This window comes from Intestinimonas sp. HCP28S3_D6, assembly GCF_052065695.1.
Taxonomy (GTDB): Bacteria; Bacillota; Clostridia; order Oscillospirales; family Oscillospiraceae; genus Intestinimonas.
This window is the reverse complement of the sequence record NZ_JBQHTM010000007.1, coordinates 27041-52948: the sequence shown is the minus strand read 5'-3', so window position 1 is coordinate 52948 and position 25908 is coordinate 27041. Positions and strand designations below refer to the sequence as shown.

Sequence of the window (25908 nt, the reverse complement as noted above, 5' to 3'; positions counted from 1 at the left end):
GATGGAAGAGATGAAAGAAGCGAGCATCCGCCTGCGGCGGGGGGAGGGCCGGTCCTTCAAGGCCGGCGGTCCCTGGATCTATGACAACGAGATCGGTGAGATTTTAGGGGACCCCGCCGACGGAGACGTGGTGGCCATCGAGGACTACAACGGCTATCCGCTGGGTGTAGGCTTTCTCAACCGGGCCTCCACCATCGCCGTGCGGGTCCTGTCCCGGAAGCCGGGCACCGTTATCGACGAGGCTTTTCTGGAGTCCCGGGTCCGGGCGGCCTGGGCCTACCGGAAGGATACGGTGGACACCTCCTCCTGCCGGGTGATCTTTGGGGAGGCTGACTTCCTCCCCGGCCTGGTGGTGGACAAGTTCTCTGATGTGCTGGTGGTGGAGTCCCTGGCCCTGGGCATCGACCGGCTGAAAAAGACCATTCTGGACCTCCTGGTGAAGGTCCTGGCCGAGGACGGCATCGCCATCCGGGGCATCTACGAGCGCAGCGACGCCAAGGTGCGTCTGAAGGAAGGCATGGAGCGGGTGAAGGGCTTTCTCTCCGAGCCCTTCGACCCCATGGTGGAGATCGTGGAGAACGGGGTCCGCTACCAAGTGGACGTGGCCGACGGCCAGAAAACCGGCTTCTTCCTGGACCAGAAGTACAACCGTCTGGCCATCCAGCCCCTGGCCAAGGGCGGGAAGGTGCTGGACTGCTTTACCCACACCGGGGCCTTCGCCCTCAACGCCGCCAAGGGCGGCGCCCGGGAGGTGCTGGGGGTGGACGCCTCCCAGCTGGGGGTGGATCAGGCCACCCGCAACGCCGGGCTCAACGGCATGAGCGACCGGGTCCGGTTCGAGTGCCACGACGTGTTCGAGCTGCTGCCCGCGCTGGAGAAGCAGGGGGAGCGGTTTGACCTGGTGATCCTGGACCCGCCCGCCTTCACCAAATCCCGCTCCTCGGTGAAGAAGGCGGTGACCGGCTACCGGGAGATCAATCTGCGGGGCATCAAACTGGTGAAGAACGGCGGCTATCTGGCCACCTGCTCCTGCTCCCACTTCATGACCCCGGAGCTGTTTACGAAAACCATCGGGGAGGCCGCCCGTGACGCCCGCCGCCGTCTGCGGCAGGTGGAGTACCGCACCCAGTCCCCCGACCATCCGGTGCTGTGGGGCGCCGACCAGTCCCTCTACCTGAAGTTCTACATCTTCCAGGTGGTGGACGATCAATAAACAAAACGGGCTGCTTTGCAGCCCGTTTTTTCAAAGAAGGCAGGTTTTTGTCATGCGCATCGCCAATACGGTATCCGACTCCATCGTGGACGGCCCCGGTCTGCGGTTCACCGTCTTCACCCAGGGCTGTCCCCACCACTGTCCTGGCTGCCACAACCCGGACACCCACGACCCCGCCGGGGGCCGGGAGGTGACCGTGGCCGAGCTTGCCCGGCGGATGGCGGGCAATCCCCTCACCGACGGCCTCACTCTCTCCGGCGGGGAGCCCTTCCTCCAGGCGGAGGACTGCGCCGCCCTGGCCCGGCTGGCCCGGGAAAGGGGCTTGAACGTGTGGACCTATACGGGGTATACTTATGAGAGACTGCTGGAGGGGGACCTGCCCGGGGCCCTGGCCCTGCTGGAGCAGACCGATGTGCTGGTGGACGGTCCCTTCCTGCTCTCGGAGAAGTCCTACGAGGCCCTGTTCCGGGGCAGCGCCAACCAGCGGCTCATCGATGTAAAAAAGAGCCGGGTGGCTGGCCGCGTGGTGCTGTGGAGCCGCCCCGACCCTCTGGCCCACTTTACCGTCCCGGAGTCGTGAAAGGAGGCAGCCATGACCATTTCTGAGCTGGAAGGACGTTTTCTGGACCGGGTCCCCGGCATCATGGGGGTGCGCACCCACTACGCTGTGCTGGTGCCTGTGGTGGAGTGGAACGGCAGGCTCCACCTGCTCTTTGAGGTCCGTTCTGACGCCCTGCGGCGGCAGCCCGGAGAGGTCTGCTTCCCCGGTGGGCGCATGGAGGAGGGGGAAACCCCCACCCAGTGCGCCCTCCGGGAGACGGGTGAGGAGCTGGGCATTCCACCGTCGTCCATCCGCCCCATCGCCCGGCTGGACGATGTGTTCATGCCCTCCCACGGCCTCATGCACCCGGTGCTGGCCCAGGTGGACACCGGCGCGGTGGTCCACATGCAGGCCAGCGCCGCCGAGGTGAAGGAGACCTTCCTGGTACCCGCCGACTTTTTCCGGGATCAGCCGCCCCTCCTCTACAATTTTCCCCTGGTGCCCAAGGTGGACGACGACTTTCCCTACGACCTCATTGGCTTCCCCGAGGGCTATCCCTGGCGGACAGGCACCCATCAGGTGCCCATCTGGACCTACAAGGGCCACGCCATCTGGGGCCTCACCGCCCGTATCCTCCTGTGGAACTTCACAGACCGCGGGCAAAATAGTCCTGCCGCCGGGTCTCTCTGAAACCGAAGGACTCATAGAGGGCACGGGCAGGCCGGTTTCCGCTGTCCACCTCCACCACCAGGGCCCTGTCCCGGGGCAGCACGGCCAGCAGACCGGCCATGAGCCGCCGCCCCAGGCCCTGTCCCTTCCGGGCGGGGTCCACCGCCACGCTATAGATGGACAGGCCCTCCGCTGCCGGGCCCACCCCGGCCGCGGCCAGGAGCCGCTCTCCCTCCCATAACCCCCAGCACTGCCGGGCCGGATCGGAGAGGGTGTTTTCCGCCATGGAGAGGGCCTCCGCCGGGGTGTCGCCGAAGGCCGCCTCCGTGAGGGCGGCCACCCGCTCCAGGTCCGGGAGACCGGCCAGCCGCAGGGCGGGGTCTTTCGTCCCTTCCGGCCGAGGCCCTTTGCACACCATCACGTACTCGCTGTGGTCCAGGGCCAGTCCCCAGCGGGCCGCCACCGCCTGACCGTCGCCGCTCTCCCCGCCGCAGACCAGGAGGAGCCGCTTTGCCCCCTGAGCCCGGCAGGCGACCTCCGCCTCTGCGAGGAGGGCGGAGAAGATCCCCTTCCGCCGGTGTTCGGTGGGGACGAAGACGCTCACCTGGGCGGTATGGCCCAAAGGGATGAAGAGGGTGAGGGAGCCTATCAGCCTGCCCCCCTCCCAGGCCTGAAAGCCGCCGAGCAGGCCGGCGGGCCCTCCCGGAGCCAGGGTGGTGACGGCGCGGATGTCCATGCGATCATTCCTTTTCTCTTTTTTTTCATTTTTCTCATTTTAGCACAAAAGGGGGCCAAGGGCCATGGAGCGGACGGAGCGGCTGGGCCGCTATACCCTCCTTCTGACGGAGGACTGCTTTCCCCTGGGGGGCGACAGCCTGGCTCTGGGCCGGTTCGCCACGGTGCGCCGCCGGTGGAAGGTGTGCGACCTGGGCTGCGGCTCGGGGGTGCTGGGCCTGCTGCTGCTGGACAGGGAGGAGAGCCTCTCTCTCACCGGGGTGGAGGTCTCCCCCGCCGCCGCCGACGTGGCCCGGCAAACCTTTGCCCGAAACGGCCTGGACGCCCGGGTGGTCACCGGGGACCTGCGGGACCGGCGGCTCTTTCCCGCCAACGCCTTCGACCTGGTGATCTCCAATCCCCCCTGGTTCCCCACCGGGGCAGGGAAGTCCGGGGGACCGGCCCGCAGTGAGGAGGGGTGCACCCTCACGGAGCTGTGCGCCACCGCCGGATACCTGACCCGGCCCGGGGGCCGGTTCGCCCTGGTCCACCGTCCGGAGCGCCTGCCCGACCTCTTCGCCGCCCTGCGGGACCACGGCCTGGAGCCCAAGCGTATGGTCCTCCTCCAGCACAGCCTCTCCGCGCCCCCCTCCGCCGCTCTGGTGGAGGCGGTGCGCCAGGGCCGTCCCGGCCTGGAGGTGCTGCCTGTGCAGTTACAGGAGGGGCCCCAGTCCGGCGCCGGTCCGCAGGCCTAACAGGAACCCCTGGCAGGCGTAGCGCCGCAGCACCGCCTCCACATCCCGCCGCTGCTCCGGCGTAACGCTGCCATCCAGCAGGGAGCAGCGGAGAGTGTCCCCGTCGTCCATGGGCTGGGCCAGGATGTGGGGGTGGATGTAGTGGTCGTAGAGCCAACACAGGAAATCATTCATTTCTATCCCTCCTTAAACACACAATTTAATTGTGTGTTTATTATATGCAGAGGGAACTATTTTGTCAAGAGGGGGGATCCGCATGGAGCCTTTGACCACCTTTGCCGCCCGACTCAGAGCCCTGCGTCGGCAGAAAAAACAGACCCAGAAGGACATGGCGGCGCTGCTGGGCTGTACCGTCAGCAACTATCAGAAGATGGAATACGGCCAGGTCAACATCCCCATCACTACCCTCATGGCCCTTGCCGACTATTTTAGCGTTTCAACTGACTACCTGTTGGGCCGTGCGGAAGGGGAGCTGAGAGAGAAATAATGGACTTTTCCGTTTTCTCCGCCCGTCTGCGGGCACTCCGAAAGGAGAAAAAGGCCACCCAGGAGGACCTTGCCCGTCTTTTGAGCGTGACTACCAACCACTATCAAAAGATCGAATACGGCCAGATCAACATTTCCGTGACAGCGCTGGACGCCCTTGCCGACTACTTCGGCGTCACCACCGACTATCTGCTGGGCCGGTCGGAAGAATAATCATGTACAGGAGGCATCATCATGCCCGGAACCCTCTACCTTGTCCCCACCCCCATCGGCAACCTGGGGGATATTTCGGCCCGGATGGCCGACACCCTGGCCGAGGCGGACTTTATCGCCGCCGAGGACACCCGGGTGACCCTGAAGCTCCTCAACCACCTGGGGATTAAAAAGCCTCTGGTGAGCTACTACCGCCACAACACCGGCGAGAGCGGCGCCGCTGTCCTGAGCCGCCTCCTGGCGGGGGAAAGCTGCGCTCTGGTCACCGACGCCGGCACCCCGGCCATCAGCGACCCCGGAGAGGACCTGGTCCGCCAGTGCGCCGGAGAGGGCATCCCCGTGGTCTCTATCCCCGGCCCCTGCGCCCTCATCACCGCCCTGGCCGCCTCCGGGCTGCCCACGGGGCGCTTTACCTTTGAGGGCTTTCTGGCCATGAACAAGAAAAACCGCCGGGCCCACCTGGAAGAGCTGAAGGGAGAGACCCGGACCATGCTCTTCTACGAGGCGCCCCACAAGCTCCAATCCACCCTGGCCGACCTGCTGGACACCTTCGGCCCGGACCGGCGCATCGCCCTGTGTCGGGAGCTCACCAAGCTCCACGAGGAGATCCGCCGCACCACCCTGGGGGAGGCGGTGGCCTGGTACGAAGAAAATCCCCCCAAGGGGGAGTTTGTACTGGTGGTAGAGGGCGGCACGCCCAAGGCCGAAAATGTCCCCACTCTGGAGACAGGCCTCCTCCGTGTGGAGGCGCTGCGGACCTCTGGCGCCTCTCTCCGGGATGCTGCCCGGCAGGCGGCGGCAGAGTTGGGGCTCTCCCGCAAGGCGCTCTACGACCTGGCCTTGGGGAAAGGCGCGTCAGATCTCGTCGTTTGAATTCCTTTTTTGTAATTTTATGGTTATCATGCATATACTATTTGTATATACAATCCACAATATAACTTCGGATGCGAAAGACCTTCAGTAATACAAATGGATTTCGACCGAAACCATTCGAACACGAAAAAACATTTGTTATGTAAAATCTACGTAAAAAATCCGGAGCGGCAGCCGCCACTCCGGATTTTTTGTCCACAGGAAAGGGACACCGAATTCATTTATTCATGAGCTCGCGAATGCAGTTGGGGCATACATTCTTCCCCTTAAAATTGATAACATCTTTGGCATCATCACAGAAAATACAGGCAGGCTGGTACTTTTTTAGGACAATGGAGGCCCCATCCACGTAGATCTCCAGGGAGTCCTTTTCTGCAATGTCGAGGGTGCGGCGCAGCTCAATAGGGAGCACGATCCGTCCCAATTCGTCAACTTTCCGTACGATCCCGGTTGATTTCATAGTTCTGTTTTAGCTCCTTCCCAGATAATGGCGGCGCATAAGCGCGTTTCCGGACCAATATCTGTCATGTATTATAACATGTCGTATAGAAAAGTCAATCAGAATATGGAAATCAGTGTAAAAATATGTCTATCTTACGAAAATGGTGGGTCTCGGATATGTTTTAGCCCATTCTGGCATAGATTTCTGAGTGATAGGGGGGCTTGAAAATGGGGATGTCTGGAATCTGGACGGGGATGGTGGCCGTTTCGCTGGTGTGTGCGCTGGCCACCGGTCGGGGTTCGGAGGTGGCCTCCGCCGCCATGGAGGGTGCCTCCGCCGGGGTGGAGCTGTGTCTGGGGATGGCGGGAGCGCTGTGTCTGTGGATGGGGGTCATGGAGGTGCTGCGTCGGACAGGAGCCATGGGGTGTCTCTCCCGGCTGCTGCGGCCGGTATTGAGCCGGCTCTACCCGGACTTCGCCCGGGACAGCGGCGTGATGGACGCCATCTCGGCCAATGTGTCGGCCAACCTGCTGGGTCTGGGGAACGCTGCCACCCCCTTAGGGTTGGATGCCGCCCGCCGCATGAGCCGCCGCTCGCCGGGGGTGGCCTCCGACGCCCTGTGCATGCTGGTGGTGTGCAACACTGCCTCCATCCAGCTCATCCCCACCACAGTGGCGGCGGTGCGGGCGGGGGCGGGAAGTACCGCCCCCTTTGACATCCTGCCGGCAGTGTGGCTGGCCTCGGCCCTATCGGTGACGGCGGGTATCCTGGCCGCCCGGCTTTTCGCGCGGCTGTGGAGGGACTGATGATGGATGTGCTTGAACTCACCGTCCCCCTTCTGCTGGCGGGGGCGGCCCTGCTGGGCCTGTGGCGCCGGGTGGACGTGTATGACGCCCTTCTCACCGGGGCCGCCGACGGCCTGGGGGTCCTTATCCGCATCGTCCCCGCCCTCATCGCCCTGCTGACGGCGGTGTGGATGCTCCGGGCTTCGGGAGCCTTGGAGCTGCTGGCGGGGCTTCTGGCCCCGGTGCTGGAAAACCTGGGCATCCCCCCGGAGACCGTAGCCCTTTTGCTGGTGCGTCCCGTAAGTGGCAGCGCCGCCCTGGGGGTGGGGGCCGACCTCATCCGTACCTATGGCCCCGACTCCACCGTGGGCCGGACAGCGGCGGTGATGCTGGGCTCCACCGAGACCACCTTCTACACCGTGGCCGTCTACTTCAGCGCCGCCGGCATCAAAAAGACCCGGTACGCCGTCCCCGCTGCCCTGTGCGCCGACCTGGCCGGCTTCGTCTCGGCGTCCTGGGCGGTGCGGCTCTTTTTCCCCACATGACAAAAGAGCGGGCGGACCCAACAGGTCCGCCCGCCCTTTTGCTGTTCAGGTGTCGAAGGAGCCGTCCCACACCGGCAGATTGGTGAGGAAACGTCCCTCCACCGCCGGCACATAGTAGGCCCCGAAGGTCTGGAGGCCGTCCTCCTCCGTCTCCTCCGGAAGCCGGACGTAGAAGCGGTAGTAGGGCATCCAGCAGCCCTCCAGCGCCCCGTTCCGGTAGACCAGCTCCACCTTCTCCACGTACTCCAGCCCCGGCAGCTCATAGGGCACGCTGGTGATGTAGTGGCCCTCTCCCAGCAGCGCCTGCGCCTCCTCCACTGTGATGATGGGGTAGTCCCCAAGCTTCTGGGAGAGGTCGGCCTGGTAAAACCGGATCATCCACAGCCGCCCCTCCTCGTCCGGGTAGAAGGCCACCCGGCGGAAGTGATAGCCCACCAGCTGGTTGGTGAGGTCCCCCACCCCTTCGTAGACTTCGATCTGATACCCCTGCTCCCGGTAGATGTTGTAGTCGCCGCCCCAGAGGCTGAGGGTGGGCGTTTCCATGTCCAGCAGGGTATCGTAGGTCTCCATCAGGTATTCTCCCGCCGCCTCCATAGCGTCACAGGGGGCGTGGTAGCCAAAGTCATATCCCTCCGGCAGGGGGCGCGGGGGCTCGAACTCCAGGGTGACGGGCAGGATGCTGGTCACATCCAGGGTGAGCCCCTCCCCCCGGATGGTCAGCGCCCCCCAGTCAGTCTCCTCGATCTCCGCCCCCTCCAGGCCCAGGCGGCCGGCCGCCTCCTCCAGGGCGGCCTCCATGGCTGCCCGGTCCCCCACCGGCTGTCCGTATTCATCCAGCTCCAGCGGATTTGTGTACACGGGCAGGATGGTGAGCCCGGCCTCCTCCGTCCAGGGGTTGCCGCTGACCAGCTGGGAGATGTCGTAGGCCATGTAGCCCTCAAAGCCCATGCCCGTCTCCCCCAGCTCAATGGTGAGCATGGGCAGGCCGTCCACCGTGGGGACGGGGGCGGCGGTGGTCTGCTCTGTCTCTATCGGAGCCGTAGTCTCTGCCACCGGGGCGGTGGTCTCCGCCGCCGGGGTGGGGACCGGCTCCGCCGGACCGCCGCCCCAGCGGATTGCCCCGAAGAGCACCACCCCGGCGCAGGCCGCCAGGGCGGCCAAGCCCTTCCAATGGTTCCGTCTCACACCTCCGGCACCCCGAACGGCGTCCGTCTCCTCCAGGAGGTCGTCGCCGATGTAGGCCATGGCGTCACTGATGTCCTCCCGCTTCATACCGAAAACCCCTCCCTTCGCAGGTGCTCCCGCAGCCCCAGTCGAGTCCGGTGGAGAAGGCTCTTGGCTTGGGACAGGCCCAGGCCCTGGTCGACCGCCACCGCCCGGATGGGGTCCATGTAGTAGTACCGGGCCACGAAAGCCCGGCGGGCCGGGGGAGGAAGGGTACGGAGGTAGGTGTCGATGGCCTCCCCCAGCAGGTGGAGGTCCACCGCCTCCTGGGTGGCGTCCCCGTCGGAGAGGCATTCGGCCAATTCTTCCAGGGAGAGGGCGTACTCCGACGCCTGGCGCTTCTGCCGGTGCCTGTGGCGGAAGCGGTCGATGGCGCAGCCCCGGACGATCTTCCCCAGGTAGGTGGAGAGCACCGTCGGCCGCTGGATGGGCATAGAGTTCCACGCCTTGAGATAGGTGTCGTTGACGCACTCCTCGCCCTCCTCCCGGTCGTAAAGGATTTGCCAGGCGATCTTGCTGAGATAGGCTCCATACTTTCCCTGGGTGACCCGGATGGCCTCCTGGTTCCGCTGCCAGTAGAGCGCAACGATGGCCTTGTCCTCCATATATAATCCTCCCTTCTGCCCTATATCCCGACAAACGGAGCCGTATGGTTGCACTAAGGCAGAATTTTTTTAAGAAAAACGGCGCGCGGAAAACCGCACGCCGTTTTGGCTTCATTGGCTGTTTTTTTCCTGTCGGGTCAGACGCTTACGCACGTCCCGCTTCAGCAGGGCGTAGAGGATGGAGGCCACCGGCACGCTGAGGAGAACGCCGGCCAGGTCGAAGAGACCGCCGCCCACGGTGACGGCGGTGAGGACCCAGATGCCGGGGAGTCCCAGGGAAGTCCCCACCACTCGCGGGTAGATGACATTGCCCTCGATCTGCTGGAGGCAGACCAGGAAGATGAGGAAGATGAGGGCGTCGATGGGGTCCACCATGACCAGCAGCAAGGCGGAGGTGATGGCACCCACATAGGCGCCCACCACGGGCACCAGAGCGGAAACGCCGATGAGTACAGCGATGAGGAGGGCGTAGTCCAGCCGCAGGATGAGCATGCCGAGGAAGGTAAGTCCACCCAGAATACATGCCTCTGTGATTTGGCCACTGACAAAGCGGCTGAAGGTATCGGCGGTGAGGGAAGCTACATCCAGCACCACATTGTAGACCTTTTTAGGGGCGTATGCCTTGAGGACCCGGCGGCACTGTCCCAGGAGGGTGTCCTTGCCGGAGAGCATATAGACGGAGAAGACCAGAGCCAGCACCATGGTGACCACCACGGAGACCAGTCCGCTGGTGAGAGAGAGGAGCTGAGGGACGGCGGTGGAGAGGGCAGAGAAGAGGCTGTTGACGAATTCCCGCAGCGTCTGACCAAACTGGGAGAGGTCCAGCTCCTCCAGATGGAGCCAGGCCGTGATGTCGTTGATCCAGACTTGGACCTGGGCCAGATAGCTGCTGAGGTTGGCGGCGAAGCGGCCCACGCTGCTGGTGAGCTGGGGAATGACAAAGGCGAAGATGGCGGCAACCACGCCGATCAGAAGCACATAGGAGAGGGCCACAGCCAGAGGAAGGCTGAAACCGGTCAGAGGTGTGCCTTTCAGGCCACGGTCCAACGTCCGCCGGAAGAAGGCACAGGGCCTCGACAGAATAAAGGCAATGGCCAAGCCGGCAAAGAGTGGGGTCAGCTGGGAGAGGATCAGACGGACCATGTGCCAGAGGTCGTCGAACCTGACGATCACGAAAACCAGCCCCACGGTGAAGGTGATGAGGAGTAGGATGCTGCGGAACATTTTTTTGTCCATGGAGGAATTTCCATCCTTATCCGTATGATTTGGGTGACACCAATATAGCATCTCCCCCATGGGGAAGTCAATGCACCACCGGCAAGATGAGAAAAAAGCTCACTCCAGATCCATGTGCCGTTTCCGGTCGGCGGACCAGGCCAGTTTCTTGGTGAGGGCGGCGGTGTCACCCCGCTCCAGCACCTGGCGGTAGGCCCGCAGGTTGTCCTCCAGGTTACGGATGACCTTGGTGAGGGCGGAGGCATTCATGGAGAAGAGCTCGGTCCACAGGGGGACATCCAGGGCGGCAACCCGGGTGCAATCCCGAAAGGAGCCGCCCTCAAAGCCCCTGCATTCGAAGAGGTCGGGGTCGTCGCACACCGCCACAGCCATGATATGCATGACCTGGCTGGTATAGGCGATGATGGCGTCATGTTTTTGGGTGGTGGTCTCTACTACGTCCCGACAGCCGATGTAGGCGGCGATACGCCGGAGAAGGTCCAGGTGCTCGGGACGGTGTCCGGGCCGTGGGGTGAGGATGTAGTGGGCACCCCGGAAGAGATCTCCGTCAGCGTGGAAGATACCCGAGGTCTCCTTGCCGGCCATGGGATGGCCGCCAATGAAATCCACCTCGTGGGGTAGTACGGCGGCGGCGTCCACGATGGCGGTCTTGATGCCACACACGTCGGTGACAAGGCTGCCAGGCTTGAAGTCTCCCCGGTGGGTCTGGAGGAAGTCCACGATGGCGCCGGGGTGGAGGCAGAGAAAGACCACATCGGCGGTGGCGATGACCGCCCCGGCGTCGTCGGTGAAGCGGTCGGCCACATTGTGGGCGGCGGCAAAGTCCAGGGTGGCGGGGGAATTGTCCACCCCCACGATCTCAAAGTCCTCAAAGCCCCGGAGGGCCATGGCCATTGAGCCGCCAATGAGGCCCAGGCCAATAATGGCAATGGTTTTATTCATTGGAAAAACCTCCTAAAAGCCGCAGCAAATCGGGCGGCTCTTTCGCGCGTATGCGCGTCCAAGCGTTTTGCCGGAACCGACAAAACCTTGATGCCGGGGCAATTCATTTGCCCCGAGCAGATGAAATCCAATGGGGTCCCCGCCAGACTTCAGTCCGGTGGGGCGCCGCCAATGAGGCACAGGCCAATGATGGCAATCGTTTTATTCATTGGAAAAACCTCCTGAAAGCCGCAACGAATCGGGCGGCTCATTCGCGCGCAGGCGCGTCCAAGCGTTTTGCCGGAACCGGCAAAACCTTGATGCCGGGGCAATTCATTTGCCCCGAGCAGATGATATCCAATGGGGTCCCCCGCCGGACTTCAGTCCGGTGGGGCGCCGCCAATGAGGCCCAGGACGATAATGGCGACCTGTTTTTTCATCGTCCCTTCTTCCTCAGATCGTCCGGCCCACGCAGGGGGCCAGGGTGCGCAGCTTGCCCATAAGGCCGTCGAACTGGGCGGGGGTGATGGACTGGGCGCCGTCGCACTTGGCGTGAGGGGGATCGTTGTGGACCTCGATGATGAGGCCGTCGGCGCCGGCGGCCACGGCGGCCAGGCTCATGCGCTCCACCATCCAGGCCTGGCCGCAGGCATGGGAGGGGTCCACCACCACGGGGAGGTGGGAGAGCTTTTTGACCGCCAGCACAGCTGAGAGGTCCAGGGTGTTGCGGGTGAAGGTCTCGAAGGTGCGGATACCCCGCTCGCAGAGGATGACCTTGTCGTTGCCGCCGGCCATGATGTACTCGGCGGACATGAGCCACTCCTCGATGGTGGAGGAGAGGCCCCGCTTGAGGAGGATGGGCTTGGTGGTGCGGCCCAGCTGCTTGAGGAGGTCGAAGTTCTGCATGTTGCGGGCGCCCACCTGGATGACATCCACACACATCTCGAACATCTCGATATTGTCGGTGGACATGATCTCGGTGACGATGGGCAATCCGGTGGCGGTACGGGCCTCCTGGAGGAGGCGAATGCCGTCGTTGCCCATGCCCTGGAAGGAGTAGGGGGAGGTGCGTGGCTTGAAGGCGCCGCCCCGGAGGGCGGAGGCGCCGCTCTGCTTGACGGCCTGGGCCACGGCCACGATCTGCTCCTCGCTCTCCACGGAGCAGGGGCCGGCGATGACGGCCAGCTTTTCGCCGCCAATCCGGGCGCCGCCGCCCAGGTCAATGACGGTGTCCTCGGGGTGGTATTTTCGGTTGGCCTTCTTGTAGGGTTCGGTGACCCGCATGACCCGTTCCACACCGGGGAGCAGAGAGAGCTTTTCCTGATCGATGTGGGAGGGATCTCCCTCAGCGCCCAAAATGGTGGTCTCAGAGCCCTTGGAGACCATAACCTTGACGCCGCCCTCCTCCATGGCGTGGATAGCGGATGCCAGCTGCTCCTCGGAGAAGCCCGGCTTCATAATAACGACCATACTTATTCCTTCCTTTCTGTCGGCACGGATAAGAAAAACGCGGCAGCCCCGGTTGGGACCGCCGCGTTGTGATGTCCACACACATTCATAGCGGGCCAGATCCAGGGCACGACAAAACGCCGTTGCCAGCATAGCGGCAGCGGTAGGAATACCCATAGACGTGACCCTGGAACCGTTTCATGTGACACACTTCCTTCTGTTGTGGTACTTTAGCACTTTTTGCCGTTGAAGTCAAGGCCCATGCACCGAATTTTTTTCCATGCTACCAAAATGCTACCAAGAAATTGCCTCAAACCCTTGGGGCGCAAGGGATTCAAAAAACGGCTGAAATAAAATGCTACCAAGATGCTACCAAGGGAACTTTTTTCATCAAAACGGGCAGTCTTTTCCACATTTTGTGGAAAAGACTGCCCGTTTTTTACGGTGTAAGGGGCGTTATACGCCCGTAGTACGTGAAAAAGTTCGTATTTTCAGGCGTTTGACCCCTAAAACCCCAAATTTTAGAAGGAGGAATTCCGAATGAGAAACCTCAAGCGGGCTCTCAGCCTGGCTCTGGCTTTCGTCATGGTTATGTCCATGATGGTCGTTGGCGCCGGCGCTGTGAGCATTGACGACTTCTCCGACAAGGACGAAATCGTCAACAAAGAGGCCGTGACCACCATGGTCTCTCTGGGCGTCATCAACGGCAAGGATGACGGCTCCTATGATCCCTCCGGGATCGTGACCCGTGCCGAGATGGCGAAGCTGATCGCCGTCACCCTGAACGGCGGCAAGGACCCCACCCTGGGCGCCATCACCGCCAACTTCACCGACACCAAGGGCCACTGGGCTGAGTCCTACATCGCCTACGTGTCCAGCCTGGGTATCATCGACGGCCGCGGCGACGGCACCTTCGGTCCCAACGACCAGGTCACCGGCGCTCAGGCTGCCAAGATGATCCTCACCATGCTGGGCTACCGCAGCGACATCGAGGGCTTTACCGGCGCCAACTGGGCCATCAATGTCCAGACCAAGGGCAACGACATTGACCTGTTCGCCGACATGAAGATCAACCCCGATGAGGGCCTGACCCGTGACGACACTGCCCAGATGCTCTACAACGGCGTCCAGTCCTGGATGGTCGAGTACCGCAACCTGGAGGGCAGCTACGACGGTATCGTGTATCCCCAGCCCCTGAACAAGACCAAGGAAGCCTCCACCGTTCTCGTTGAGAAGTTTGGCGTGGTGAAGGTGGAAGGCGTGGTCGTGGCCAACGACGTGTTCGGCCTGGGCTACAACGCCGCTTCCGAGGGCAAGGCTCAGTTCCGCGACACCAACACCTACCGCACCGATGCCGGCCAGCAGGGCAACTACAATGGCGTCTATCCCGTTGATATCCCCAACGAGTACGTCGGTCAGCGGGTGGTCATCTACGTGAAGTTCCCCAACGCTCTGGCCCCCAACGCTGTGGACTCCGTTGTGGTTGGCAGCCCCATCCTCTCCGATAAGAACACCGTTGTCACCACCGGTGACCGGATGAAGGATGCCGATGCTGTCAAGTCCTTCCTGCGCGACAACAACCTGTCCATCAGCGACAAAGACAGCTCCGTTGCCAACGACGGCAGCCGCTACGAGGGCGTCAAGGACCTGACCAAGGATACCTCCGCCTTTGCTGAGGGCCGTGTCACCAGAGAGGCCGTGGCCGTGAACGATCCCGCCGGCCGCAAGGTGACCTTCATCGACCACACCGGCGACGGCACCGTGGACTACGTCATCACTGAGAATCCCACCCTGGCTCAGGTCACCGTTTACAACGAGACCGACGAGGAGCTGACCATCGCCGGCGATGGCTCCATCTCCTTCAAGGAGATCGCCAACCCCTCCGACGTGGCCAAGGGCGACATGGTCCTGTACGTCAAGTATGACGACACCTACTACCTGTCCAAGCCTGAGACCGTCACCGGCACCGTGACCGCTTTCGTCAACGGCACTCCCACCAAGGTGACCATGGACGGTACCAATTACACCCAGTCCAAGAACGGTCTCAATGCCACTGGTACCACTCTGGAGCGGCTGAACGCCGACCAGGAGCTCATTGGCAACAGCTATGTCTTCTATCTGGATGCCTATGGCAACGTCATTGCTAAGGACCTCTACGAGGAGGAGTTTGGCAACTACGCTCTGGTCATCAACTCCGCCGCTGGCGACGCCGCTGGCACCAACCTGGCCAACTCCGGCGAGGTTAAGCTGATGCTCAACGACGGCTCCACTGGCGTCTACAAGGTCAACATGCTGGCCTCCGCCGGCAAGTTCGGCATCGGCGGCACCGACGACCATAAGGAAGCTGGTATGGCCGCTCTCCTGGTGAACGGCGCCATGGCCGGCGGTATCGTCACCTACGTGGTGGACGGCAGCAACGTGACCATCGGCAAGCCCGATGAGATCAACGACCGCTACCACAGCGTGTACGGCAACGCTGCCGAGCAGGTCAAGCGTGCCACCGCCAGCTACGACATCGTTGACAGCACCGGCGCCACCACCAATGTGGTTGTGACCGACAACACCCTGTTCTTCGTGATCTCTCGCACCGGCACCGGCAACCGCTACTCCCTGATCCAGGGTCTGAGCAATGTGCCTGTCAGCCAGATCACCGGCGCTTCTGTGATTGCTGCTGCTTATCAGACCCGCACCGTGGACAACCACACCACCAACACCGCCAAGGCCGTTGTGGTCAACGACGTGAACGACCAATTCAAGGGCAGCCGTGAGTTTGTCTACATCATCGGCAACTACACCCAGACTCAGGACCAGATCAAGAACAACATCTATGAGTATCCCGCCGTCTTTGAGAGCGGCGAGAAGGGCTCCATCCTGGTGAAGAACGGCACCACCGCTACCGACGAGGTCAACGGCGGCACCGCCACCATCAAGAGCGGCATGATCTACGAGTACCGTATGAACGGCGACTATGCCGAGCTCTTCCTCACCTCCAGCACCCTCAACGGTTATGTCACCTCTCAGGTGAAGGGTAAGTCCATGGAGGTCCGTCTGGGCACCAATGGCTCCGACGCCAACAAGAAGACCCACACCCTGGGCACCACCGTCATCAATGTTGAGGACTCCGACCATGTCTACGTGATGGACAGCGAGCCCACCGACGCCATGTCCGTGGCTTACGGTCTGAACACCGACGGCTATGTCTCCCTCATCTTTGTCCGTGACAGCGATGTCCACTTCCGCACCGTCACCAACTGGACCACCAGCACCCTGAACATCAACGGTGCTAACGTGCCCTCCAAGGGTACCATCCAGGTGGCCAACGGCTTCTCCATCACCGTGAAGGCTGAGAATGGCGCCAACCTGGCCAACGGCACTCTGGTGGGCTGGGCTGACTACGACAGCTCCTCCGCTACCGACGAGTACCTCAAGGGTACCATCTCCAACGGCTCCGGCTCCATCACCATGCCCGCCAACGGCGATGTGAAGATCGGCAGTGTGGTCGGCACCCAGTTCGATCCCACCAAGGATCCCTCTGAGAGCGCCACTGGCACCACCGATCCCTCCACCGGCAAGGTGACCCTGACCCTGAACGGCGAGCTGGTTGATGCCAAGGTGTGGAGCGCCGACGGCAAGACCCAGCTGACCGCCACCAGAACCACCGCTTATGGCGCTGCTTATGAGCTCGCCAAGGACACCTCTGTCATCGTGATCGACTCCGATCTGAGCAGCGGCAAGATTGTCTTTGACAGCAACGGCACTCGGGTGGGTACCGTGGGTTCCCGCAATGACCTGACCATCAAGGTCACCGAGAACATGACCATCAGTGAGACCGACGCCGTGGCCACCTATGCCGTGACCGTTGGTTCTGACGTGACTGTCAAGGGCTTTAAGGACGGCAGCGGCAAGGATCTTACCGCTGTCGCTACTGGTGAAGACAACAACGGCAACACCGTGTACTACTTCGACCAGGCCAAGGCTCCCAAGACCTTCAACGTCTACACCACCGAGGCCAGTGCTGTGGTGCTGACCAAGAACGCTGCTACTCCCTTCGGCGGTACCAGCGGCAACGAGACCAGCATCGCTGTGGCTTCCACCAAGGGTGAGAGCAATGCGAAGGACCTCGTCCTGTACAGCGCTGTGATTAACAGCGACGTGTACCTGTACGCTGCCTCCGCTATTAACTTCACCGCCAGCGAGTATGACACCGTTCCCAACGTGGGCGGCAAGAACCTGACCACTGGCGACTATGTCAAGGTCGGCGCCACTGTCAACATGGTTCTGGATGCCGCAAACGGCTCTGCCGTCATTACCGAGACTGCTACCAGCACCACCGATGTGGCTGACGGCTACGAGGTTGGTGACGCCGATGCGACTCTGAAAGCTGCCTGGACTGTGACCCTGAACAACGTGTCCATCAAGGTCAATGCTGATAACACTACCTACACCAATACTGTGTATGTGGCGGCCGGCACCAACCTGAGCTCCGGCTACACCATCGCCACCGCCGGTACTGCTGGTACTGCTGTCCTCGACACCACCAGCGGCAAGGTGTTCGGTTATAACGCTTACGCTGGCGCTGCTGTGTCTGCCGACCTGACCCTGAGCGCTGCTGTGAAGGTCACCCTGAAGGATACTTCTGCACTCGTGGCTAAACTGGTGAACACCGGTGCTTCCGGCGGTCTGGTTGACATTGCTAAGCAGGAGAGCGGTGCTGCGGAGTTCTACATCCTGCCCGGTCAGACCATTGAGGTCACCGATCCCAATGTCGACGGCGCTATCAAGATCACTGAGGACGCTGGCGGCACTGATGTTACCGAGGGCGTTACCATCGACGGCAACCGCGCTGGTTGGCTGCGCTACCAGGTGAGCACCTTCGACGTGTCTCTGGACGACGCGACCTAATCTTTCCCCGCACATTTTATTCCCAGCAAAAAAGACACCCCGGGCCAAAATGGCCCGGGGTGCCTTTTTTGCATATCAAAGAAACATGACGCCATATTCATATACGGTGGCGGAGCTGCCGCTGGATGTGTCCAGGGTAATGCTGATCTCTGCGGAATCACTGCCTGCCACATCCCCTCCGAACTGGAGTTCCCGGCACTCGATGCCGTCTACCGTTTGAGTGGACCATGCTCCCTGTTTTTCCAGGGCCACGCCGTTGACCGCCATAGTGTAGAGTCCCCCCAGAGCGTATTTCACCCAGGCCACCACCCGGGCCCATTCCGCGCCCCCCAGGGAGAGGCGATAGGTGGTCATGGTGCCCATTTTCCCGGCACCGTTAAGCACCAGAGCACCATTCTGTACCACCAGCCCCCCTGTCAAAGAACTGATGTTGGCCTGGCTGAGAAAGCTGTCCATCAGCAGCGCCCGTCGGTAGCCGTGGTACTTGCTCTCGTAGTAGTCCTTCAATGCCAGGTCGTAGACGGTGTAGGCCAGGTTGGGCACCGCCCGGTAGAGCTCGGTGGCCATGCCGTCCACCCGGCCCAACTCTATGTCCAGCTTACTAAAGTCCTCATTGAAATCCGTCCGCAGGAACTTGTCCTCCGGCACCCACTGGTGGAGCCCGTAGTTCGGTGTGTATGTCGCCATAAAAGCATCCCTCCTCACCCCTGCACGCCCCACCGGTCTATGTTGCACGGCTCTTTTGTCCCCGGGCGGCGCCATGCCCGGGCGGCCTTGCTGGTCCCGGAAATGGTACCGCGCGCACGAAAAACACAAAAGACCCGCTGCCAAGGGAGACGAAAGTTCCCTCTGGCAGCGGGTCTTGTTTTGTGTTCCGTTCTCAGGTGTCCGCCTGCTCCGGGCGGATGTCGCCGGTGACGGCGTTCCAGTAGTAGGCGCCGTTGTCGGTGGTCACGTACCAGGTGGGGATCAGCCGGGTGGGCTCCGTCTGGGCGTCCATGGCGTAGCCGGCGGAAAAGCCGGTGATCTGGCTGCACACACGGCTGTTCTGCTTGACATAGTCGGCAAACCGCAGTAGCAGCGTCACCGTGTCCAGACAGCCCTCACTGCTGACGGGCTGGGGCGTGCCCACCAGGCGGTGGCTGGTGTCCCGCTGGATCTCCCGCAGCTCGCCGTCCTGAAAGACCAGGGTGGCGGTGCAGTCGAAGATGGGGACACCCTCCCAGCTCTCCCGGACGATGACCACCGCCTGCCGGGGCCAGGCGGCGGTGTCGGCCGCCTGCACCTGGGCGTCGATCCCAAGACCCTCCATGAGGGTGAGGGCAAATTCCTCCGGCGTGCTCTCGCCCACCGGATAGGCCCCCTGCACGAACTCCGCGGAAAAGGCGCCGTTGATATAAAATTGAGCGGCGCCGTTGGCCCCCTCATACCGCATGGAGTCCGACGGCGTGGCCGTCAGTTCACCCAGCAGCGCGGCGGCCTGGCTCTGCTCCAGGGCCTGATCCCGCTGCACCACCATGGGCAAAAGCTCCATCTCCTCCGGCAGCAGCTCCCGGTCCAGCTCAATCCGACAGGTGTTCCACAGCACGGTGATGGCATCCTCCCGGGCGTTCTCCGAGTAGCTCTGGATCTCCTGCTGGCGGTGGAGCACCAGCACCAGCAAAAAGAAGTTCACGCAGGCCAGCATGATGATGATGATATTCTTCAGCTTAGACCACTCCAGGATGCCTCGCCTCCTCTCGCGGCGCGGACTCAGAACGCGCCCCAGTCCGCGGTGACCTCGTCGCCGCGCAGATCGTCATAGTAGTAGAGCAGCAGCTCCGAGCCCTGGGCCTTCTGCGCCTCCAGTGCGGCGGTGGCCTGGAGCTCCGGCAGTACCTGGGGCCCCTGCTGCAAGTAGGTGTACTTGCGCAGCTGGAGCTGGAACCCGGTGATGGCGCCGTCGGAAATCTCGATGCGGGCGGCATAGCCCAGCTGTCCCACCAGCACGGCAGCGCCGTCCAGCTGGTAGCCGATGAGGACGGCCACACCGTCCTCCGTCTCCTCCAGGCCCTGGACATACAGCCGCGCGTCCCCGCACAGCGAGGAGGCGGAACTGGTCTGAAAGACACGCTCCACAAAAGCCCAGGCGCTCCCCACCAGCTCCCACTCCGTGGGGTTCTGGCTCAGGCCCTGGAGGGGAAAACGGGGATCGCTGCGCTCGGCGGCCTCGTAGGTCACCTGGCCGCTGTTACTGAAGCGCAGCTTCTCCGAGCCCTCCTGGATGGTGACGCCGTCCCGGCTCCGGTAGGACATAGACTGAGGCTGGAAGGACAAGCTCCGGACCAGAGCCTCAAAGGCGTCGCCGTAGTCCTCCTCGCCGTCGGTGATGGGGACCGGATTGGCCACGGAGAACCGGTCCGGCTGGGGCGGGACACCGCCCCCCAGCAGCGTATAGGGCGCCAGGCTGGCGTAGGCCTCCCCGCTTTGGAAGGCAAAGGAGGCACCGTTGGGCGAGACCCCTGCCACGAACCGCTCCAGCCGCTGGGCCAGATCGGAGGCCGTCTCGGAGACATAGCAATTGCCGGTGTTCTCGTCAATGAAGTAGAGCATCACCCGGCCGTCCTCATCCAGGGTGAGGAGCATCCGGCGGACGCTCTGGGTCAGATCGGTGTTCACTGCCCGGCCGCCGCTGAGCCAGGCCGTCAGGTTGGCCAGCGGCACCCGCCCCAGAAGATCCAGATAGATCCCGGGTCGCTGGGCGCTCAGCGCGGCCTGGAATTCCTCCTCACTGACCTGCTCCGGCGCTCCAGCGCCGGTGAGAGCGTCGGCCAAGGGATTGGTGAACTCCAGAAAGAGGCTGTCCAGAGCGGTGTTGTCGTACTGGATGCCGGCGCTGCCCTGGGCCGTGAGGACCACCATGCGGACCGGGCGGGGCAGGGTGCCCTGGCTCCAGTCCCCCAGCACCTGGCTGGGGGAGACGGGCTCCTCCTCGGAAAAAATGGACTTCAGACCGGACAGCAGGTGGCCGCCGCTGGCGGCGCCGTCTACGTAGAGCTGTGTGCGGCCCAACAGGTACAGCGCCGACAGGGCCAGCAGCACGATGAGCACGTTCTTCCCCCACTCGATGAGGGAGCGATTTTTCTCATTTCCCATGGGCAGGTCCCTCGATGGGCAGCTCGATGCGGATGGTGGTGCCGGGGCCCGGCCGGTCCACCAGGGCGATGATGCCCTCGTGGCGGTCTACGATCTCCTTGGCGATGGAAAGACCCAGGCCGGTGCCGCCCGACTCCCGGGATCGGGCCTTGTCCACCCGGTAGAAGCGCTCAAAGATACGGGGACGGTCGGCCTCGGGGATGCCGATACCGTTGTCGGACACCTCCATCCACACCCGCAGAGGATTCCGTCCGGCGGAAATGGCGATCTGGCCGCCGTCGGGGGTGTACTTGATGGCGTTGGAGACCACGTTCATCATCACCTGGAGCACCCGGTCCCGGTCGCCCACGATGTCGGGAATGTCCGCGGCGATCTCCAGGGTAAGGGTATGGCCGTGGCGCTGGGCGTCCATGAGCACGGCGTTGTAGATGTCCCGGACGGCGGCGGAGAAGGAGAAACGCTCCAGCTTGAGCTCGCTGCGGCCGGAGTCGAACCGGGACAGGGTGAGCAGATCCTGGACGATGTGGGTCATGCGGTCGGACTCGTTGAGGATGACCCCCAGGAAGTTTTTCTCCATGGCAGGGGGAATGTCCCCGGCGCTGTCCACCAGGGTCTCTGCGTAGCTGCGGATGTTGGTGAGGGGGGTGCGCAGCTCGTGGGACACGTTGGCCACAAACTCCCGGCGCATCTCCTCGTTCCGACGCTGGGTGGTGACGTCGTGAATGACTACCATTACGCCGCCCTGGCCGCTCTCCTGGTCAAAGGGCGCCAGCAGCAGCTCCAGGCTCCGGTTTCCGGCGGTGCGCTCGGCCTCCTGGTAGCCGGGCTGATCCAGGCTCAGGATCTGGTCCAGAGGCGCCAGGTCCCCGAAGAGGCTCTCATAGGTGTCCTCGGGCAGGATGCGGCGGCCCAGCATGTCCTCGGCCGCCGGGTTCTTCTGGATCACCCCGCCCTCCCGGCTGAAGGCCACCACGCCGTCGGTCATGTGGAGGAAGAGGGTGTCCAGCTTGTTGCGCTCGTTCTCCGCCTCCCGGATGGTGGCCTGGAGCTGCCGGGCCATGGAGTTGAAGGTGGCGGTGAGCACACCGATCTCGTCCTTGGAGGCCACCTCCAGCTTCCGGGAAAAATCCCCGGAGGCCACCCGCTTGGCGCCGGCGGTGAGCCGCTCGATGGGGGTGATCATGGTCTTGGCCAGCAGGAAGGAGAGAAGCACCGAGGAGATGAGGCCGAAGATCAGCGCCTGGATGATGAGCATGAAGATGGAGCTGTTGAGCTCGGTCACCGTCTGGCGGTTATCGTAGATCTGGATGATGTAGGGCACCTCGCCCCGGGTGATGGGGATGGCCACGTCCATGAAGTCGGCGGTGATGTCGCTGCCGGTGGCCGGTTCCCCGGTGGCCAGCGCCCTGAGCACGTTGGGACTCTTGTCCAGACTCTGGCCCAGCTGGTCGTCGGAGCCCGCCAGATAGGCTCCGGTGGTACCGTCCAGAATAAAATAGTAGCGGGTACGCCCGTCCACGCCCAACTCGCCCATATTGGCCCTGAGCACGTCCTGGAGACCCTCCACGCCGTTCTCCTCCCCCTCATAGGGGCTGGTGAGGTCCTCATAGAGGTCCTGGGCCGAGAACATGCTGCTCATGCGGGTATTAAAGTCGTCCAGGTAGTACCGCACCACAGCGTTCATCAGGAAAGCGCCCACTACCGTCATCAGGGAGATGATGAGCAGCACCATGATGAGCACCAGCTTCATATGGAGAGAGCGAAACATGGGAGCGGACCTCCTTTCTCAGGCGTGATTGGGGCGTGGGAGATGCTCAGGCGTTGAAGAGATAACCCAGGCCGCGGCGGGTCACCACAAACTGGGGACTTGCCGGGTCGTCCATCTCCCCATGCGGCTCCCGCCGCACGGGGACCCCGCAGAGGACTTGACATGCTCAGGGCAAATGAATTGCCCCTGCGCCAAGGTGCCGTAGGCACCCTGTACCGCCTGACGGCGGTCCCATCTGCGATGGGGCCCTGTGGAGGCCGACCCGGCCCGAGCGGTTTAGGGGTTCAGGCGTTGAAGAGGTAGCCCAAACCACGCCTGGTCACCACAAACTGGGGACTCGCCGGGTCGTCCATTCCCCATGGGGCTTCCGCCCCACGGGGACCCCACAGATGACTTCACATGCTCAGGGCAAGTGAATTGCCCCTGCGCCAGAGTGCCGCAGGCACCCTGTACCGCCTGACGGCGGTCCCATCTGCGATGGGGCCCGGTGGTGGACGGCCCGGCCCGAGCAGTTTGAGAATTCAGGCGTTGAAGAGATAACCCAGGCCGCGGCGGGTCACCACAAACTGGGGACTCGCCGGGTCGTCCTCCACTTTTTCGCGCAGGCGGCGGACGGCCACATCCACCGCCCGGACGTCGCCCACGTAGCCCTCGTAGTTCCACACGTTCTCCATGAGGGCCTCCCGGGAGAAGACCTTCCCCGGATTGGAGGCCAGGAACTTCAGCAGCTCATACTCCCGCTGGGTCAGGTCCAGAGGGGCGCCGTCCTTATAGGCCATGAGCAGGTCGGTGTCGATGGTGATGCGCCCCAGCTCCAGACGGCCGGCAGCCGGCTTGGCAGAGGGCTCCGCCGGGACCATGTTGCTGCGTCGGATGTTGGCCTTCACCCGGGCCATGAGCTCCCGCATGGAGAAAGGCTTTGTGATATAGTCGTCGGCCCCCAGCTCCAGGCCCAGGACCTTGTCGGTCTCCTCCTCACGGGCGGTGAGCATGAGGATGGGGGTGGTGCGCCCCGCCTGCCGGATCTCCCGACAGACGTCGAAGCCGTTCTTCTTGGGCAGCATCAGGTCCAGCAGGATGAGGTCGGGGTCCTGCTCCAGAGCCAGCTGCAGCCCGGCCTCCCCGTCGTAGGCCTCCAGGGCGGTATAGCCCTCTTTGGTCAGGTTATAATTGAGAATGTCGACGATGTTCTTCTCGTCCTCCACGATCAGAATGGTCTTTCCCATTTTACGCCTCCCAGCTTGTCCATGTCGGTGTCGGTCACAGGCCCAGCAGCACTTTGGTCTTGAGCAGCCCGGCCACGGTCTTGGCGTCCTGGAGCCGGCCGTCCATGGCCTGCTCCAACAGCGATTCAAAGGGCACCCGGTCCAATTCCAGAAACTCGTCGGGGTCGGGGTGGCAGGGTCCCTGGTGGAGCCCCCGGGCCAGATAGAGGTGAATCACCTCGTCGGAAAAGCCCGGCGAGGACAGCAGTCCGCCTAGATATTCAAAGGAATCGGCGGTGAGACCGGTCTCCTCCTCCAGCTCGCGGATGCCGGCCAGGCGGTGGTCCTCCCCGCGCTCCAGCTTGCCGGCAGGCAGCTCGGTGATGACCTTGCCGAAGGGGTAGCGGAACTGCCGCACCACGGTGACGGTGCCGTTGTCGTGGTAGGGCACCACGCACACGCCGCCCGGATGGGAGACCACCTCACGGCTTGACTCAGCGCCGTTGGGCAGGGTCACCCGATCCACCCTCAGGTCCACGATGACGCCTTTAAAGATCGGCTTGCTGGATACCGTTTTTTCATACATTTCCATGTCCACCGCTCCTGTTTGCAGAATCAAAATCAGTATACCACGGTTTGCTGTGGACTGCAATCACCGGCAGTCTCAGACACACCGGCAAAAGAAAAGATTTCCAGTGGAGAAAGCCGTAACATTCGTGTAAAATTTCTTTTGCTTTTACATACTAGGGATGGTATAATATCATCGCATCGGAGCGGGCACCTGTGGGCGTCCGCCTGTAAAAGAAACATTTACCGGGCCTGGGACCATTTCCCGGCCCTTGACGCGCCCCTTCGGCGAGCCGGAGGGTGCGGGAGAATAGAAGGTGCGGTTTTGACGAAGTATGTGATTCACGGGGGCAGACCGCTGTACGGAGAGATCGAGATCAGCGGCGCCAAAAACGCCGCGGTGGCCATCATTCCCGCCGCCCTGCTGGTGGACGGCGTGTGCCGGATCGAGAACATCCCCCAGATCAGCGACGTGACCCTTCTTTTGAAGATCCTCCAGGAGTTGGGCGCCGATGTGCGCACCGTGGACCGGACCACGGTGGACATCGACTGCACCCACATCCGCAACGCCAAGGTACCCGACGGGATGGCCCGGCAGATCCGGGCCTCCTATTATCTCATCGGCGCCCTGCTGGGCCGGTTCGGCTTCTCCCAGGTGCCGCCTCCGGGAGGCTGCCACCTGGGGGCCCGCCCCATCGACCAGCACATCAAGGGCTTTGTGGCCATGGGGGCCGACGTGGACGTGAGCGGCGGCTATATCAACGCCAGGGCCCAGGGGGGCCGCCTCCAGGGGGGGCAGGTCTACCTGGACATCGTCTCCGTGGGGGCCACCATGAACATCATGCTGGCCGCCGTGCTGGCCAAAGGTATGACCATCATTGAAAACGCCGCCAAGGAGCCCCACATCGTGGATCTGGCCAACTTCCTCAACTCTATGGGGGCCGACATTATGGGGGCCGGCACCGACGTCATCAAGATCCGGGGCGTGGACCGTCTGAGCGGCGGCACCTACTCCATCATTCCCGACCAGATCGAGGCGGGCACCTATATGGCCGCCGTAGCCGCCGCCGGCGGCGAGGTCCGCATCAAGAACGTGATCCCCAAGCACCTGGACTGCATCACCGCCAAGCTGGTGGAGATGGGGGTGGAGGTGGAGGAGTCCGACGACTCCGTACTGGTCCGCCGGGACCCCAACCGCCGGCTCACCCGCACCAACGTAAAGACACTGCCCTACCCCGGCTTCCCCACCGACATGCAGCCCCAGATCGCCGTGGCCCTGTGCCTGGCGGAGGGCACCAGCGTCATCACCGAGGGCGTCTGGGACAGCCGCTACCGCTATGTGGACGAGATCCGCCGCATGGGGGCCAAGGTACAGGTGGACGGCAAGATCGCCGTCATTGAAGGGGTGGACAAGCTCACCGGCGCCCCGGTGCAGGCCTGTGACCTCCGGGCCGGCGCCGCCATGGTCATCGCCGGTCTGGCCGCCGAGGGCACCACCGAGGTGGACTGCATCCACTATATCGAGCGGGGCTATGAGGACATCGTCCGCAAGCTCTCCGGCGTGGGGGCCGACATCCGCGTGGTGGTCACCCCCGACGAGGAGAAGGCCCAGGCCTCCGTGGGCTGAGAATGTAACATGAGGGCGGCGGTTTCAGGACCT

At 63.0% G+C, this 25908-nt stretch carries 24 protein-coding genes and 2 pseudogenes; 11 read left to right on the top strand and 15 right to left on the bottom strand.

Going from position 1 to position 25908, the window contains the following annotated elements:
* The first annotated feature begins 10 nt into the window (after positions 1 to 10).
* Genes ACTNBK_RS04145 through ACTNBK_RS04135 form a run of 3 tightly spaced genes read left to right on the top strand, consistent with a single transcriptional unit; the run spans position 11 to position 2444 of the window.
* On the top strand, positions 11 to 1213 hold the full coding sequence (locus ACTNBK_RS04145; protein ID WP_441143873.1) for a class I SAM-dependent rRNA methyltransferase: 1203 nt from the start codon (positions 11 to 13) through the stop codon (positions 1211 to 1213).
* Between the two features lie 52 nt (positions 1214 to 1265).
* Positions 1266 to 1793 (top strand): anaerobic ribonucleoside-triphosphate reductase activating protein, encoded by a 528-nt coding sequence (gene nrdG, locus ACTNBK_RS04140; protein ID WP_441143871.1) that lies wholly within the window; start codon positions 1266 to 1268, stop codon positions 1791 to 1793.
* 12 nt (positions 1794 to 1805) lie between these two features.
* Positions 1806 to 2444 (top strand): NUDIX hydrolase, encoded by a 639-nt coding sequence (locus tag ACTNBK_RS04135; protein ID WP_441143869.1) that lies wholly within the window; start codon positions 1806 to 1808, stop codon positions 2442 to 2444.
* Here the strand turns inward: ACTNBK_RS04135 and ACTNBK_RS04130 are convergent.
* On the bottom strand, positions 2401 to 3159 hold the full coding sequence (locus ACTNBK_RS04130; RefSeq protein WP_441143867.1) for a GNAT family N-acetyltransferase: 759 nt from the start codon (positions 3157 to 3159) through the stop codon (positions 2401 to 2403). The genes ACTNBK_RS04135 and ACTNBK_RS04130 overlap by 44 nt on opposite strands.
* 64 nt (positions 3160 to 3223) lie before the next feature.
* Between ACTNBK_RS04130 and ACTNBK_RS04125 the strand changes: the two genes are divergently transcribed.
* Entirely contained in the window at positions 3224 to 3892 is a 669-nt protein-coding gene (locus tag ACTNBK_RS04125; protein ID WP_441143866.1) for a tRNA1(Val) (adenine(37)-N6)-methyltransferase, read from the top strand.
* Here the strand turns inward: ACTNBK_RS04125 and ACTNBK_RS04120 are convergent.
* Positions 3851 to 4066, bottom strand: a complete 216-nt coding sequence (locus tag ACTNBK_RS04120) for a hypothetical protein (RefSeq protein ID WP_441143864.1) — start codon at positions 4064 to 4066, stop codon at positions 3851 to 3853. The genes ACTNBK_RS04125 and ACTNBK_RS04120 overlap by 42 nt on opposite strands.
* A gap of 82 nt (positions 4067 to 4148) precedes the next feature.
* Between ACTNBK_RS04120 and ACTNBK_RS04115 the strand changes: the two genes are divergently transcribed.
* From ACTNBK_RS04115 to rsmI, 3 genes are read left to right on the top strand one after another with little or no spacing between them, the layout of a single operon-like run.
* On the top strand, positions 4149 to 4379 hold the full coding sequence (locus tag ACTNBK_RS04115) for a helix-turn-helix domain-containing protein (RefSeq protein ID WP_441143862.1): 231 nt from the start codon (positions 4149 to 4151) through the stop codon (positions 4377 to 4379).
* A complete protein-coding gene (locus ACTNBK_RS04110; protein WP_441143860.1) occupies positions 4379 to 4591 on the top strand; it encodes a helix-turn-helix domain-containing protein in 213 nt (70 codons plus the stop codon). The genes ACTNBK_RS04115 and ACTNBK_RS04110 overlap by 1 nt, the downstream gene beginning before the upstream one ends.
* A gap of 21 nt (positions 4592 to 4612) precedes the next feature.
* Complete coding sequence (rsmI, locus tag ACTNBK_RS04105) at positions 4613 to 5464, top strand: 16S rRNA (cytidine(1402)-2'-O)-methyltransferase (protein WP_441143858.1); 852 nt, start codon at positions 4613 to 4615, stop codon at positions 5462 to 5464.
* 217 nt (positions 5465 to 5681) lie between these two features.
* Here rsmI and ACTNBK_RS04100 read toward each other — a convergent pair whose 3' ends face one another.
* On the bottom strand, positions 5682 to 5924 hold the full coding sequence (locus ACTNBK_RS04100) for an AbrB/MazE/SpoVT family DNA-binding domain-containing protein (protein ID WP_130851073.1): 243 nt from the start codon (positions 5922 to 5924) through the stop codon (positions 5682 to 5684).
* Between the two features lie 209 nt (positions 5925 to 6133).
* On the opposite strand from ACTNBK_RS04100, the gene ACTNBK_RS04095 reads away from it, so the two are divergent.
* Together ACTNBK_RS04095 and ACTNBK_RS04090 are read left to right on the top strand one after the other, a co-directional pair.
* On the top strand, positions 6134 to 6712 hold the full coding sequence (locus ACTNBK_RS04095; protein ID WP_441143856.1) for a spore maturation protein A: 579 nt from the start codon (positions 6134 to 6136) through the stop codon (positions 6710 to 6712).
* A complete protein-coding gene (locus ACTNBK_RS04090) occupies positions 6712 to 7236 on the top strand; it encodes a spore maturation protein (RefSeq protein WP_441143854.1) in 525 nt (174 codons plus the stop codon). The genes ACTNBK_RS04095 and ACTNBK_RS04090 overlap by 1 nt, the downstream gene beginning before the upstream one ends.
* A 45-nt stretch (positions 7237 to 7281) precedes the next feature.
* On the opposite strand, the gene ACTNBK_RS04085 is transcribed toward ACTNBK_RS04090, so the two are convergent.
* The 5 genes from ACTNBK_RS04085 to aroF all read right to left on the bottom strand — a co-directional run bounded on the left by ACTNBK_RS04085 (position 7282) and on the right by aroF (position 12692).
* Positions 7282 to 8508, bottom strand: coding sequence for a hypothetical protein (locus tag ACTNBK_RS04085; RefSeq protein ID WP_441143852.1), 1227 nt, complete (start codon positions 8506 to 8508; stop codon positions 7282 to 7284).
* Positions 8505 to 9065, bottom strand: a complete 561-nt coding sequence (locus ACTNBK_RS04080; RefSeq protein WP_441143850.1) for an RNA polymerase sigma factor — start codon at positions 9063 to 9065, stop codon at positions 8505 to 8507. Before ACTNBK_RS04080 ends, ACTNBK_RS04085 begins: the two co-directional genes overlap by 4 nt.
* Before the next feature lie 111 nt (positions 9066 to 9176).
* Complete coding sequence (locus tag ACTNBK_RS04075; protein ID WP_441143848.1) at positions 9177 to 10301, bottom strand: AI-2E family transporter; 1125 nt, start codon at positions 10299 to 10301, stop codon at positions 9177 to 9179.
* 99 nt (positions 10302 to 10400) lie between these two features.
* Entirely contained in the window at positions 10401 to 11243 is an 843-nt protein-coding gene (locus tag ACTNBK_RS04070; RefSeq protein ID WP_441143846.1) for a prephenate dehydrogenase, read from the bottom strand.
* A 432-nt stretch (positions 11244 to 11675) separates the two neighbouring features.
* Positions 11676 to 12692, bottom strand: a complete 1017-nt coding sequence (gene aroF, locus ACTNBK_RS04065; RefSeq protein ID WP_441143844.1) for a 3-deoxy-7-phosphoheptulonate synthase — start codon at positions 12690 to 12692, stop codon at positions 11676 to 11678.
* 519 nt (positions 12693 to 13211) lie between these two features.
* Here aroF and ACTNBK_RS04060 point away from each other — a divergent pair.
* Positions 13212 to 17573, top strand: coding sequence for an S-layer homology domain-containing protein (locus tag ACTNBK_RS04060; protein ID WP_441143842.1), 4362 nt, complete (start codon positions 13212 to 13214; stop codon positions 17571 to 17573).
* Between the two features lie 75 nt (positions 17574 to 17648).
* Here ACTNBK_RS04060 and ACTNBK_RS04055 read toward each other — a convergent pair whose 3' ends face one another.
* The 7 genes and pseudogenes from ACTNBK_RS04055 to ACTNBK_RS04025 all read right to left on the bottom strand — a co-directional run bounded on the left by ACTNBK_RS04055 (position 17649) and on the right by ACTNBK_RS04025 (position 24273).
* Positions 17649 to 18260: a hypothetical protein gene (locus tag ACTNBK_RS04055; protein ID WP_441143840.1), complete on the bottom strand. Its 612-nt coding sequence runs from the start codon at positions 18258 to 18260 to the stop codon at positions 17649 to 17651.
* A gap of 193 nt (positions 18261 to 18453) precedes the next feature.
* A complete protein-coding gene (locus ACTNBK_RS04050) occupies positions 18454 to 19260 on the bottom strand; it encodes a hypothetical protein (protein WP_441143838.1) in 807 nt (268 codons plus the stop codon).
* 65 nt (positions 19261 to 19325) lie between these two features.
* Positions 19326 to 20708 carry a hypothetical protein gene (locus ACTNBK_RS04045; RefSeq protein ID WP_441143836.1) on the bottom strand — a complete coding sequence of 461 codons (1383 nt, stop codon included), beginning with the start codon at positions 20706 to 20708 and terminating at the stop codon, positions 19326 to 19328.
* Positions 20698 to 21042 (bottom strand): annotated as a pseudogene (locus ACTNBK_RS04040) (sensor histidine kinase); the annotation flags it as partial. The gene ACTNBK_RS04045 and the pseudogene ACTNBK_RS04040, both read right to left, overlap by 11 nt.
* A 159-nt stretch (positions 21043 to 21201) precedes the next feature.
* Positions 21202 to 21963 (bottom strand): annotated as a pseudogene (locus tag ACTNBK_RS04035) (histidine kinase dimerization/phospho-acceptor domain-containing protein); the annotation flags it as partial.
* A 1034-nt stretch (positions 21964 to 22997) separates the two neighbouring features.
* Positions 22998 to 23702 carry a response regulator gene (locus tag ACTNBK_RS04030; RefSeq protein WP_441143834.1) on the bottom strand — a complete coding sequence of 235 codons (705 nt, stop codon included), beginning with the start codon at positions 23700 to 23702 and terminating at the stop codon, positions 22998 to 23000.
* Positions 23703 to 23736: 34 nt separating this feature from the next.
* The gene (locus ACTNBK_RS04025; protein WP_441143832.1) at positions 23737 to 24273 is read right to left on the bottom strand and encodes an NUDIX hydrolase; all 537 of its coding nucleotides are present in this window, start codon (positions 24271 to 24273) and stop codon (positions 23737 to 23739) included.
* A gap of 300 nt (positions 24274 to 24573) precedes the next feature.
* Here ACTNBK_RS04025 and ACTNBK_RS04020 point away from each other — a divergent pair, with 300 nt between their 5' ends.
* Positions 24574 to 25875, top strand: coding sequence for a UDP-N-acetylglucosamine 1-carboxyvinyltransferase (locus ACTNBK_RS04020; protein WP_441143830.1), 1302 nt, complete (start codon positions 24574 to 24576; stop codon positions 25873 to 25875).
* Positions 25876 to 25908 lie beyond the last annotated feature (33 nt).